The sequence below is a fragment of the Mesorhizobium sp. YL-MeA3-2017 genome (assembly GCF_030814575.1).
Classification (GTDB): Bacteria; Pseudomonadota; Alphaproteobacteria; order Rhizobiales; family Rhizobiaceae; genus Mesorhizobium; species Mesorhizobium terrae.
The window spans coordinates 131,037-143,965 of record NZ_JAUSVH010000002.1; the positions used below are offsets into that span (position 1 = coordinate 131,037).

Consider the following 12,929-nt stretch of genomic DNA (forward strand, 5'->3'; position numbering starts at 1 on the left):
TGAAGAAACCCGCCAGCCCTCGGATGGCAAACATCCTCCCGCCATCACAGCGGTTACGATCGCATCGCGTCTAGGTCTTTGGGGGAGATTATACTGAAGCTACTTGAATTGAAGCATGTAGAGCTTGCGAGTCTTCTTATGGATAGTCCACTCACCTCGCCACCCAATCGGGAGGACCACCAGCTCTCCCTCCTGGAAATCCCGGGTCCGACCATCGAGGTCATGGAGCGAGACGCGGCCGGAGACGATGTGACAGATCTCTGAATTGTTCTCACGATTGGCAGTAAATCGGCCCGGAGTGCATTCCCACACACCAACTTCCACTTTGCCATCCGGTGATGTCCAAAGCTTCTTGGCAGCTTCTAGCTGGTTTCCCTCCACGGAGGTGGGCTTTGGCTCTGGCGATCCGAGATCAATCTGTGCGAGCTGCTCGAAGTTTTCAAACCTAATCATCATCTGTTCCTATAGTACGACAATGTTCATTTGCCGGTCAGGCCATCGGCGAAAGCGGCGAGCCTGGATGTGCGTGGCAATCCAGCTTCCTCTCGTTCGTCAGCCATCCGATAAAGCTGATACATCGAATGCACCCCGAGCCATCGGAAAGGTTCCGGTTCCCATTTCCTCACGGTTCGGTTGACCCACGGCAAGCGCGTAAGATCTGTGTCGCGATTCAAAATGAGATCACGCAGCGTTCGGCCGGAGAGATTTGAACTCGACACACCATTGCCGACATAGCCGCCGGCCCAGCCAATTCCTGATGACCGATCAAGGCCTGCCGTGGTGCACCAGTCCCGCGGCACGCCGAGGACTCCGCACCAGGCGTGATCGATCTTCAGATGCGTTGTCTGTGGCAATAGGCGGTGCAGGATCGTGCGCAGCTGCGCAATCGTTTGGTTCTGGGTCCTGCCGCCTTCGTCGGTCGCGGACCCAAAGCGGTAGGGAACGCCCCGCCCGCCCATCGCGATCCGGCCTTCCCTCGTGCGCTGCGCATAGCAATAGGCATGCGAAATGTCCCCAAGAAGCTCTCGACCTTGCCAACCGATCTGCTTCCACAGGGTCTCAGGCAGTGGCTCGGTGACAATTTGCGCGCTGTTGAGCGGCAACCACAGTCGCTTGTGGCCAGGTAGTCCTGCCGTGAACCCTTCTGTCGCCCGGATGATGACCGGCGACCTTACAGTTCCCCGCCTCGTCGTTACCTGGCCTTTTTTGATATTCGTGACCTCTGTCTTCTCGAAGATGGACACGCCAAGCCGTTCGACCGTTGCCGCCAGCCCTCGAACCAGTTTCGCCGGTTGGAGGCGCGCCACACCCCTGGTGAGCATTGCCCCATGCACATTCCGGACCGCGATCCGCTCGGCGGCCTGGCTGGCCGCCAACAAAGCCACCTTCTCCTGAGGCGCTTCCCAGTCCAGCGCATCTCGATACCTGGCGGTCAGACGTCCAAGCTGGGCAGGACTAGTCGCCACCATAAGGTGTTCTGTTCTGACGATATCTGCATCGATGCCTTCCAACTCGGCCACAGTACATACCTCGTCGACCGCGGCAGCCATGGCGCGCTCCATTGCAATCACGGCTGCACGGTTTGCACTCTTCAGATATTTCTCTTTCGACCAGCTGAAGCCGCCGGAGCACCAGCCGCCATTGCGGCCGGACGCGCCAAAACCCGCAAACTCCTTTTCAACAATAATAATCTTTATCGATGGGTCCGCCTTGCGTAGGTAATACGCGGTCCAAAGACCAGTATATCCAGCGCCAACGATACACACGTCGGCTGTGGTATCGCCTGGAAGCGCCCCACGATAAGAGGGAACTCCTCCCATGTCTGTATACCAAAAGGAGATATTTCCATTGACTTTTGCACTCGCGACCATGATCGATCCCAGAATTCACGGCATTTCGAATTTATTCACTCGCGTGCAGGACCTTATTTCCGGTCGTCGCCTGCCACACTTACAGAATCCGGTCGCGCCGTAGCCAAATTATCGGTACTGATTGAGATCCTTGATCGCGGACGTCGGCGGTGAGATAACCCAGAGAACCTCAGCCCGGGCATGCCCCACATTTCTGATCTTGTGTGGGATCGCTGTAGAATACTCGATGCTGTCTCCAGCCTTCATGCGGTACACAGATTCGCCGATTGTGAGCTCAACCTCGCCCTGCAGCACGAGGCACATTTCGTGAGCATTCCCATGGCTATACGGTTGGTCGCCGGTTGAGCCACCCGGCTCGAACTCGCCCACATAAACCTCAAATTCCCGAATTGGCCTCCTAGACAACAATGTCTTGCGATAGCCTTCGGAAACCGGCAGTGCTGGCCGCATCGCGCGGGAAAGCACTTGATGCGATGGGATTGCCCCGCTATCAAAAAAATCAGCGATGCTCACACCAAGCGCAGTGGCAATCCGCATCAACGTGCTTGTATTGGCGCCACTAAGCCCTCGTTCGAATTGGCTGATGAAGCTCGCGGTGGTCTGCGTGGCTTCCGCCAATTCCCGCAATGTGATGCGGCGCATGGTCCGAAACGCTTTGACGCGCTGACCAATAGTGGCGGGATCCCCATCCACCTCATCTCGGGAAACCTTGGCGCGAATTTCATTCATAGTCCGACATTACCCCAAACTGGACTTAACACCATATTAAGTAGAAGTCTCTCTAGCAAGCTATTTCTTTAATCGCACGGTGGTTACAGCTCGGCTGACAACGTCATGCACCAGACCGAAAACAGCGGCACCGGTCCGGAGCGCATCGAGTGTCTCATGTTGCCAGTATTGTAGACGAGCCCTCCTATGCCAGGCTCGAACCAGGGCATGTCTTCTTGGCGCCAGTCGCCTTTCGACAGCGCGATGTATAGTTCCTCGGGAGGATGGCGATGGTCGGGGTACCTCGCCCTCGGCGCCATCACCGAGATACCCACTTCAACCTTATCGCTCCAAACGAGCCCGGTAGGCCCCAAAATAATCGCCTCGGCATATTCGTCCGTTGGCGTTGGTGAATCGCTGTGAACGAAATGGGTATACCAATTGAGATAGGGTTCGATTGTTCGGAAGCTCGCAACCAGCCCTTCGATATTTTCGCCCGCTTTGTCCAAGCTGCGATAGCATTCCTCCAGGTGACTGCATACCGGCTGGCGGATCGGCTTCACGTTCTGGAATGCGGAAAACGTATCGGGCACGCCGCGAAAAACGCGCTGATACATGGACTTCACATCAGCCTTTTCCCGCGACCTCCGATCGAACTCCTTATCCAGGAATTTGAAAAAGCCACCGACACTATTCGCCAATTCAGCCTGCGTCATTGACCTCACTCCTCTTGCCCTCAAGCGCGTCCTCTTTTTCAGCCGTCGCTCCTCACGGTCCGAAGTCGGCTCTCCAACGTCCGCCGGTGAAAAGTTGAGAACGGGATTCTGCATCTCTTTCGGCGTCGCGTAGCCAGATCAAAAATTTTCCTTGCCACAGGTTCCCTCACTTAATATGACTTTAAGTGTGATCGCAATAGCTAGCGGAAAAGATGACTTGCCGTCGGAGGAACCATTGATACGTCGCGCCAAGACACCTCGTCCGCAAATGGCAGCCTTCATCGCCAACCAAGGACGGAAGCGGAAGGGCCTGATCCCGGCGTCCTATGCAGCTCGCGCTCGGAAGTAGCGCGCCTGACTTAGCGGCAAAGCGAGAAGCAAAAGGAGGGAACGAAAAATGCAAGATTTGACCAGGCGGACTGCACTGTCGCTGATCGGCGGAACACTGCTAAGCGCGCCATTCGTACGCAAAGCGCGCGCAGAAGGGACGATCAACGTCTACAATTGGTCCGACTACATCGGTGCAACGACTGTTGAGGATTTCCAAAGGAAGACCGGCATTTCGGTCAACTACGACACCTACTCGTCGACCGAAGAAATGGAAGCAAAGCTGCTAGCGGGTCAGACAGGCTACGACCTTGTCGTGCAAAGTGGCCAAACGTTACCAAAAATGATCAAGGCCGGAGTCTACGGCCAGTTGGACAGGTCTCTCCTCCCCCTTTGGGGCAATTTGAATCCAGAAATACTCAAAATTACGGAAGGATGGGATCACGAGAGCCAGCACAGCGTTCCCTATCTTTGGGGTTCGGCAGGCGTTGGCTTCAATGTTGACATGGTCAAGGAACGGCTGCCCAACGCCGACATGCGCTCACTCGATATTCTGCTCAAGCCCGAGAACGCCGAGAAGCTTGCAGATTGCGGCATTTCGCTGCTGGATTCTCCGACCGACGTCTTCTTCATGGTGCTTAAGTACCTCGGGAAAGATCCCAACACGGCCACCGAAGCGGACTATAGAGCTGCCGCGGAGGTTCTTAAGCCGATACGGAAATATATTCGCACCTTTGACAACACGAATCTGCTCAACGCCGTCCCCAACAAGGAGCTTTGCGTTTTCAACACATGGTCAGGTGACTATGCCACCGCGGAGGCTCGAGCCAAGGAAGCTGGAATAGGCCTCCACCTTGCTTACTTTGTCCCAGACACTGGATCGCTGGCATGGGTAGACTGTTGGTCAATGCCAGCCGATGCGTCCAACAAGGCCGGCGCGCATGCCTTTCTAAATTATCTTCTCGAACCTGAAGTTGCTGCGCAGTGCACGAACCTTACGCATTTCGCCAACGCCAACAAAATGGCCTTGCCTCTGGTCGATCACGCGATCTCGTCAAACCCGGCGATATACCCCGATAGCGCGACGATGACCCGGCTCACCACACTGCGGAAGGTCACTGAAGAGCAAGAGCGCTTGATGACCCGCATCTGGACAGACGTGAAATCCGGCTGAACCGCCCAACCCAGTTCCCCAGGCGTAGAGGCAAGTATGATTCAGCGTAGCGTTCAAACCCCGGACAACGCGTTCCTCAGAATAGACAACGTCACGAAATCTTTCGCAGGAATCCCCGCGGTCAAAAACGTTTCGCTCGACATAGCCAAGGGCGAACTTTTCGCCCTTCTCGGCGGGTCAGGATGCGGCAAGACCACGCTGCTGCGAATGCTCGCCGGCTTTGAGACCCCCACCAGCGGCCGCATTTTGATCGACGGACGCGATATGACCGGCGTCCCCCCTTACGAGCGGCCGGTGAACATGATGTTCCAGTCCTACGCGCTCTTTCCGCACATGACGGTGGACAAGAACGTCGGGTATGGTTTGAAGCACGAGAAAATGACCGATCTCGAGCGCAAGGACCGTGTCCGGCAGATGCTGGAATTGGTGCAGCTCTCCGAACTCGGACACCGTAAACCGCATCAGCTCTCGGGCGGCCAACGACAACGGGTGGCGTTGGCCCGTTCGCTCGCCAGGCAGCCGAAGGTCCTTTTGCTCGATGAGCCGCTTGGCGCGCTAGACAAGAAATTGCGCGAACACACCCAGTTCGAGATCTCCAACATCCAATACAAGACCGGCATTACTTTCGTGGTTGTTACCCACGACCAGGAAGAAGCAATGACGCTCGCAACCCGTATAGCAGTGATGGACAAGGGAGTCGTCCGCCAGATCGGCTCGGCGACCGAAGTCTACGAGTATCCCAATTGCGCATTTGTCGCGGGCTTCATCGGCTCGATCAACATGTTCGACGGCGGCATCAAGTCCGTCAACGGAACCGCGAGCGTGGAGGTGCCGCAACTGGGCGTGACGCTTGAGGCGCGCGAGCACCCCGGCCTTACGGCAGGTGAGGCGGTGAAGGTGGCAATCCGGCCGGAGAAGATCCACATCACGGGTGAGGCGCCAACCGGCGGCGTTAATGCGGTCAAGGGTACCGTCGATGACCTGGCCTATTTTGGCAAGGACTCGCTCTACCGCATCAAGCTTGCCACGGGCGCCGTCGTGCAGGTCAACAATGTCAATGTCCGGCGACCGGCGGACAGCGTGCGGGTTGCGCAATGGGAGGACGAAGTCTGGCTTTCCTTTGAATCCTCGTCGGTCGTCCTGCTGCGAGAATGAAGCCATGAGAGACATCAGCAGAACATCTATGCTGTCCCGTTGGTTTAACGGCAATGGCTGGCGACAGATAATCATCACCACACCTTACCTATGGTTGTTTGTCTTTTTCTTCGTTCCTTTTTTAATAATTGTCGGAATCAGCTTGGGTAAAACAGCTCCGGCATCACCGCCATTCGCGTTCAAGCCGGAATTTCCCTGGACATATCTGGACAGCTATACGAGACTTTTTACTGACACTCTCTATATACGCGCCTACTTCATTTCTATCTACAATGCCGCGCTTGCGACGTTTGCCTGCTTGATATTGGGCTATCCAATGGCCCTTGGCCTGACGCGGGTTAGCCGTGAATGGCGTCGCTTTTTACTGGTCCTGATCATTCTTCCCTTCTGGACTTCATTTTTGCTCCGCGTCTACGCCTGGATAGGACTGATGGGGTCAAACAGCTGGTTCAACAAGGGCATGACCGCGATCTGGAATTCCATGGCTCCGCAGGCCCTGGAGTTGACCTCGATCCCCATGATGAACTCGAATTTCGCGGTCGTCCTGGTGATGGTCTACACCTACCTCCCCTTCATGATCCTGCCGGTCTACGCCAACCTCGAAAAGCTCGACAACACACTGAACGAGGCGGCGATGGATCTTGGCTCTCGTCCGAGCCAGGTGTTTCGCGACGTCACACTGCCACTATCCATCCCAGGGATCGTTGCGGGAGGGCTGCTCGTCTTCATCCCCGCCTCAGGCGAGCTCGTAATCCCGAGCCTTGTGGGCAATGCCTACGACCCGATGATCGGCCGGGTGATCTCTGACCAGTTCTCGTCGGCGCGCGACTGGCCAATGGCGGCGGCCGTGGCAGTGGCACTCCTCCTCCTGCTCGTCCTTCCAATGATGGCCTACACCCATTTTGAGGCGAAGGCGCAAGCCAGGCAAGAGAACGATTAAACCATGCAGCAGAAGCATCACTTCTTGAAGGTCTGTCTGCTCGTCGGCTTTATCTTCTTCTACGTACCAATGTTCTCGATGATCTTCTTTTCGTTCAATAAGTCGAGGCTGGTGACAGTTTGGGGCGGATTTTCGACCGAGTGGTATTTCAAACTCTTTGCCAACCAGCAAATCATAAACGCAGCGATCCTATCGCTGGAGATTGCTTTGGTCAGCGCCACCGTGGCCGCTATCCTTGGCACGATGGCCGGGATCGCGCTTGCCCGTTTCAGACGTTTCCGGGGCCGCACCGTCTTCTCGGGCTTTGTCACGGCGCCCCTGATAATGCCAGAGGTCATCACCGGTATTTCCATGCTGATGCTCTTTATTCTCATGGGACAGTATATCGGATGGCCAGGCAGACGGGGCTTTACGACGGTCACCATCGCCCACATTACATTTTCACTCACGTTCGTGACCACGATCGTACAATCTCGCCTTTCCTCGATGGACATATCCATCGAGGAGGCGGCCATGGACCTCGGCTCCAAGCCTTGGCAGGTCCTCAAGGACGTGACGCTCCCAGTCATTTCGCCGGCAATCGTGTCAGGGTGGCTTTTGGCGTTTACCATCTCACTGGATGACGTGGTCATTACCAACTTCACGACAGGACCCGGCGCCACCACGCTGCCCATACTGATCTGGTCGAAGGTGAAGCTTGGTGTAACGCCCGATATTAATGCGCTCGCATCGCTAATCATTGTGATCGTAGGCGTTTGCGCTGGCATTGCTGGCATATTGATGGCTCGGAGCGAACGACAGCGAGAGCGCGACGCTCACCTTGCAGCCGCTGCAGGTGGTTGACCCCCAGGACGCAGTAACTTCAACGTCGACAATTTCTCAGAACAACAGGAGCTTCACATGCGTTCAAACCACCTCAAATTCTATATCGATGGCGCTTGGGTCGATCCCGTCTCAGCTGCAACACTGGACGTCGTCAATCCGGCGACTGAAGAGGCGTTTACGAAGATTTCCGCTGGCAGCAAGGCGGACGTCGACAAAGCCGTAGCTGCCGCCAAGGCGGCATTTTCAACCTTCTCAAGGACGTCGCAAGCCGACCGCCTCATTCTGCTGAAAAGAGTTCTACAGGTATACAACGAGCGTTTCGAAGACATCGCCCGCGCAGTTTCCGATGAGATGGGTGCGCCAATCGGATTCGCGCGCGAGGCCCAGGCCGCGGCTGGGCAGGCTCACATGGAGTCGACCATTGCAGCACTTGAGGCCTACGAGTTCGCGGAAAAGCGTGGAACCACGACCGTTGTGAAGGAACCGATCGGCGTGTGCGCTTTGATCACGCCCTGGAATTGGCCTCTCAACCAAATCGTCTGCAAGGTCGCGCCCGCTCTCGCCGCGGGTTGTACGGTTGTGTTGAAGCCGTCCGAAATCGCTCCGATCAGCGGCATTATCTTTGCCGAGGTCATGGATGCCGCCGGCGTTCCAAGGGGCGTATTCAATCTGGTCAACGGTACTGGCCCAGATGTTGGCCAGTCGATGGCAGGTCACCCGGACGTTGACATGGTTTCCTTTACCGGATCGACCAGGGCAGGGATCATCGTTGCCAAGACCGCGGCCGACACAGTCAAACGCGTGGCTCAGGAATTGGGTGGCAAGTCCCCCAACATCATTCTGCCAGATGCCGATTTCTCGATCGCAGTCGCCAAGGGGGTTCAGGGATGCTTCAGCAACACCGGTCAATCGTGTGACGCTCCGACCCGAATGCTGGTGCCGAAGGAACGACATGATGAGGCCCTGGACGTCGCGCGTGTAGCCGCGGAGGCTCTCAGGACTGGCGATCCGAAGGCGGAAGAAAGCGACCTTGGCCCAGTTGTCAGCGAAGTTCAGTACGAGAAAATTCAACGCCTGATACAGACCGGCATTGAGGAAGGCGCGACCCTCGTTACTGGTGGACTTGGGCGTCCCGAGCATCTCAACCGCGGATACTATGTTCGACCGACTATATTCGGCAACGTTGCACCGGAGATGACAATCGCGCGCGAAGAGATTTTTGGGCCCGTTCTGTCCGTAATTCCTTATCAAGACGAGGAGGACGCCATCCGGATCGCCAACGATACTGTTTACGGCCTTGCCGCCTATGTTCAGTCGAGCAGCATTGAAACGGCACGCCGCGTCGCGGCGGAGCTGCGAGCCGGGTCGGTTTATATCAATTATCCTGATTGGGATACGTCCGCATCGTTCGGAGGCTACAAACAATCAGGCAACGGCCGTGAGTATGCTGACTTCGGCATTCATGATTTCCTCGAAATCAAAAGCATCGTCGGCTATGGCAAGTGAGATGTGGAACGCCAGCACGGGACCCCATCGATGACCATCTCCGATAAGCTGCTTTCCAAGCTCAAGAGCCCTTCGCTCGTCATCGACAGGGCGCTGATCGCGGGCGAATGGGTCGACAAAAGTGACAGTGGCAGGCCCTTCGAGGTGACCAATCCGGCCGACGGTGAAGTGATCGCCGTTCTGCCCGACATGAGCCGCGCGGAAACCGCCCGCGCCATCGACGCCGCCTACAAGGCGCAAAAGCAATGGGCGAGCAAGACGGGCAAGGAGCGCGCAGCGGCGCTGCGTGCTCTCTACGACCTGATGGTTGCCAACGCGGATGATCTGGCCGCGATCCTCACGATGGAAATGGGGAAGCCGCTGGCCGAGGCCAAGGGAGAAATCCTCTACGGCGCATCCTATGTCGAGTGGTTTGGCGAGGAGGCAAAGCGCGTCTATGGAGACACCATCCCGGGCCACCAGCAGGACAAGCGCATCATTGTCATCAAGCAGCCGGTGGGCGTCGTTGCGTCGATCACCCCGTGGAACTTCCCCAACGCAATGCTGGCGCGCAAGTTCGCACCAGCCATCGCCGCGGGTTGCGCCATGGTCTCTAAACCTGCCGCCGAAACGCCGCTCTCGGCGCTATCACTTGCGCTTCTCGCTCAACGCGCCGGCCTCCCTGCCGGCATCTTCAACGTCATCACATCCACAGATTCCTCGTCGATCGGCAAGGAATTCACGGAAAACGGTAAGGTCCGGAAACTGACCTTCACCGGCTCGACCGGCGTTGGCAAGATCCTGATGCGTCAGGGCTCGGAGCAGATCATGAAGCTCGGCCTCGAACTCGGTGGCAACGCGCCTTTTATCGTGTTCGACGATGCCGATCTCGATGCCGCCGTCGAAGGCGCCATGGTCTCAAAGTACCGCAACAACGGCCAGACCTGCGTCTGCGCCAACCGCCTCTACATTCAGGCCGGCGTATACGATGCCTTCGCCAGGAGACTGGTTGAAAAGGTCACTGCAATGAAAGTCGGCGACGGCTTCGAAGCCGGCGTCAATGCCGGCCCGTTGATCACCAGGGCGGCTGTTGAAAAGGTTGAGGAGCACATCGCCGACGCGACCGAAAAGGGTGCCAAGGTTGCGGTCGGCGGCAAGCCGCATGAAAAGGGGGGGCTGTTCTTCGAACCCACAGTCCTGACCGGCGTCACCGCGCAGATGAAGATCGCCCGTGAGGAAACATTCGGTCCAGTCGCCCCGCTGTTCAGATTCGAGACCGAAGAGCAGGTCATCGAAATGGCCAACGACACAGAATTCGGCCTGGCATCCTATTTCTACTCGAAAGATGTCTCGAAGATCTTCCGTGTGGCCGAGGCGCTGGAATACGGCATGGTGGGCATTAATACCGGCCTGATCTCCACCGAGGTCGCGCCCTTCGGCGGTATCAAGCAGTCCGGCCAGGGCCGGGAAGGTTCGAAATACGGAATAGAAGACTACATCGAGATAAAATATTTGTGCCTGAACGTGTGACCGACCTGGAAAGGGGCAGAGAACCCCTGCCCTTCTACCGGTTGGGGCGGAACAGTCCTGGGCTTTACGCTTGGGAGCCGTCTCGTCGTATCCGCCTGAAACGCCAAAGAATGCTGGAGCGATAGAGATGGGGCTGACAAAGACCGGTGCCAGGGCGCTACGCAGGTCGCGCCCCTAAGCCTAGGCACCGGAAATGACATTGTGCAAGGTTTGGAGAAGTCCATGAAGATCATCGTCCCCGTCAAAAGGGTTGTCGACGCCAACGTAAAAATCCGGGTCAAACCGGATGGATCGGGCGTCGAGCTCGCCAACGTCAAGATGTCGATGAACCCGTTCGATGAAATCTCGGTAGAGGAAGCCCTGCGGCTCAAGGAGGCAGGCAAGGCGGTCGAAATCGTCGTTGTCTCCATCGGTGAGCCGAAATGCGAGGAGGTGCTGCGCACGGCGCTGGCCATGGGAGCGGATCGCGCGATCCTGGTGGAGACCGGCCAGGTCATGGAGCCACTCGCGGTCGCCAAGGTCCTCAAGGCGGTCGTGGAGGCCGAAAAGCCGGATCTCGTCATCCTCGGAAAACAGGCGATCGACGATGATGCCAACCAGACCGGTCAAATGCTTTCGGCCCTCCTCGGGTGGGGTCAGGCAACGTTTGCGTCGAAGGTTGAACTCGCCGATGGCGCCGCAACGGTTACACGCGAGGTCGATGGCGGCTTGCAAACCATCACCGTCAAGCTTCCGGCGATCGTCACCGCCGATCTTCGATTGAATCAGCCGCGCTACGCTTCTTTGCCGAACATCATGAAGGCCAAGAAGAAGCCCCTGGACAAGAAGACGCTGGCCGAATTCGGCGTGGACGGTGCGGCCCGTCTCAAGGTCCTGAAGACCGAAGAGCCATCGGGACGAAAGCCGGGGATAGCGGTCAAATCCGTGGCTGAGCTCGTCGAGAAGCTCAAGAACGAGGTCGGCGTTCTGTAATCAGGTCGAAAAAGGAAAACGCACAATGGCAATTCTTCTTCTTGCAGAGCACGATGGCAGCTCGCTCTCCGATCAGACCGCCAAGGCATTGACGGCAGCGTCGCAAATCGGTGGCGACGTCCACATTCTCGTCGCTGGATCGAACACGCAGCCGATCGCAGATGCCGCCGCCAGGCTTGTCGGCGTGTCCAAGGTGCTGCTAGCCGATCACGCGGATCTGGCGCATAATCTCGCCGAGCCGCTTGCCGCCCTGATTGTCTCCCTGGCGGGCGCCTACGACACGATCGTCGCTCCGGCCACCGCCTCCGCGAAGAACGTCATGCCAAGGGTAGCCGCTCTCCTCGACGTCATGCAGATCTCAGAAATCGTCGAGGTCGTCTCCAGCGACACCTTCAAGCGTCCCATCTATGCCGGCAACGCTATTCAGACCGTTCAGTCGAGCGACGCCAAAACGGTCATCACCGTCCGCACAGCCTCGTTTTCCGCAGCCTCCCAAGGCGGCCAGGCTGCCGTCGAGCTCGTCTCGGCGGCAGCCAATCCCTCCCTCTCAACCTTCGTTTCCGATGCGATCGCTTCGTCCGAGCGCCCGGAACTGACATCGGCCAAGATCATCATCTCGGGTGGCCGTGCGCTGGGCTCGTCGGAGAAGTTCAAGGAGGTCATCCTGCCGGTCGCGGACAAGCTCGGAGCTGCCGTCGGCGCCTCGCGCGCCGCGGTCGATGCAGGCTACGCGCCGAACGACTGGCAGGTCGGCCAGACCGGGAAGGTCGTTGCCCCTGATCTCTACATCGCAGTGGGCATCTCCGGCGCCATCCAGCATCTGGCTGGCATGAAAGATTCGAAAGTCATCGTCGCGATAAACAAGGACGCGGACGCGCCGATCTTCCAGGTCGCCGACTACGGGCTGGTCGCGGACCTCTTCGACGTGCTGCCAGAGCTTGAAAAGGCGCTCTGACTTGTCTGCCGAAGTTGGCGCATAATAAATGCCGCGCAAACGTGGCCTCGGTTTGCGCCGACGACATGCGTCAGGCAATGACTTGAAGCGCGGCGCATAAACCAGTTTCCATGGTATGCGCTTAGACCGACGGGCTCGGACGATCGGCATAGGCGCCTTCCAACAGGGCGCTGCGTGGCGCTGCAGCCCGTTCGCGCGCCACCCCGCCGGTACTTCCGTGGAGAGCCTGCGCAGCCGGTCTCTCCGCGCTGACTCGCGGCGTTCGGACCGC

At 57.6% G+C, this 12,929-nt stretch carries 12 protein-coding genes; 8 read left to right on the forward strand and 4 right to left on the reverse strand.

The window, feature by feature from the left end:
- Nucleotides 1–99: 99 nt before the first annotated feature.
- From QFZ88_RS26785 to QFZ88_RS26800, 4 genes are all read right to left on the reverse strand, one after another.
- A complete protein-coding gene (locus QFZ88_RS26785) occupies nt 100–456 on the reverse strand; it encodes a cupin domain-containing protein (protein WP_307420766.1) in 357 nt (118 codons plus the stop codon).
- Nucleotides 457–479: 23 nt separating this feature from the next.
- Nucleotides 480–1,871: an NAD(P)/FAD-dependent oxidoreductase gene (locus tag QFZ88_RS26790; protein ID WP_179654312.1), complete on the reverse strand. Its 1,392-nt coding sequence runs from the start codon at nt 1,869–1,871 to the stop codon at nt 480–482.
- A gap of 108 nt (nt 1,872–1,979) precedes the next feature.
- Nucleotides 1,980–2,600, reverse strand: a complete 621-nt coding sequence (locus QFZ88_RS26795) for a helix-turn-helix domain-containing protein (RefSeq protein ID WP_065997337.1) — start codon at nt 2,598–2,600, stop codon at nt 1,980–1,982.
- Between the two features lie 83 nt (nt 2,601–2,683).
- Nucleotides 2,684–3,295, reverse strand: a complete 612-nt coding sequence (locus QFZ88_RS26800) for a dimethylsulfonioproprionate lyase family protein (protein ID WP_179654310.1) — start codon at nt 3,293–3,295, stop codon at nt 2,684–2,686.
- 397 nt (nt 3,296–3,692) lie between these two features.
- Here QFZ88_RS26800 and QFZ88_RS26805 point away from each other — a divergent pair, with 397 nt between their 5' ends.
- The 8 genes from QFZ88_RS26805 (at nt 3,693) to QFZ88_RS26840 (ending at nt 12,658) form a co-directional block, all read left to right on the forward strand.
- Nucleotides 3,693–4,796, forward strand: a complete 1,104-nt coding sequence (locus QFZ88_RS26805) for a polyamine ABC transporter substrate-binding protein (RefSeq protein WP_179654308.1) — start codon at nt 3,693–3,695, stop codon at nt 4,794–4,796.
- 36 nt (nt 4,797–4,832) lie between these two features.
- Nucleotides 4,833–5,951, forward strand: coding sequence for an ABC transporter ATP-binding protein (locus tag QFZ88_RS26810; protein WP_179654306.1), 1,119 nt, complete (start codon nt 4,833–4,835; stop codon nt 5,949–5,951).
- A 4-nt stretch (nt 5,952–5,955) separates the two neighbouring features.
- Entirely contained in the window at nt 5,956–6,891 is a 936-nt protein-coding gene (locus QFZ88_RS26815) for an ABC transporter permease (RefSeq protein WP_307420770.1), read from the forward strand.
- A 3-nt stretch (nt 6,892–6,894) separates the two neighbouring features.
- Nucleotides 6,895–7,734 (forward strand): ABC transporter permease subunit, encoded by an 840-nt coding sequence (locus tag QFZ88_RS26820; RefSeq protein WP_065997330.1) that lies wholly within the window; start codon nt 6,895–6,897, stop codon nt 7,732–7,734.
- A gap of 57 nt (nt 7,735–7,791) precedes the next feature.
- Nucleotides 7,792–9,222, forward strand: coding sequence for an aldehyde dehydrogenase family protein (locus QFZ88_RS26825; protein WP_065997328.1), 1,431 nt, complete (start codon nt 7,792–7,794; stop codon nt 9,220–9,222).
- 30 nt (nt 9,223–9,252) lie between these two features.
- Nucleotides 9,253–10,731 (forward strand): NAD-dependent succinate-semialdehyde dehydrogenase, encoded by a 1,479-nt coding sequence (locus QFZ88_RS26830; RefSeq protein WP_179654302.1) that lies wholly within the window; start codon nt 9,253–9,255, stop codon nt 10,729–10,731.
- Nucleotides 10,732–10,953: 222 nt separating this feature from the next.
- Nucleotides 10,954–11,703 (forward strand): electron transfer flavoprotein subunit beta/FixA family protein, encoded by a 750-nt coding sequence (locus tag QFZ88_RS26835; protein WP_179654300.1) that lies wholly within the window; start codon nt 10,954–10,956, stop codon nt 11,701–11,703.
- 25 nt (nt 11,704–11,728) lie between these two features.
- Nucleotides 11,729–12,658 (forward strand): electron transfer flavoprotein subunit alpha/FixB family protein, encoded by a 930-nt coding sequence (locus QFZ88_RS26840; RefSeq protein WP_179654299.1) that lies wholly within the window; start codon nt 11,729–11,731, stop codon nt 12,656–12,658.
- Nucleotides 12,659–12,929: the final 271 nt, after the last annotated feature.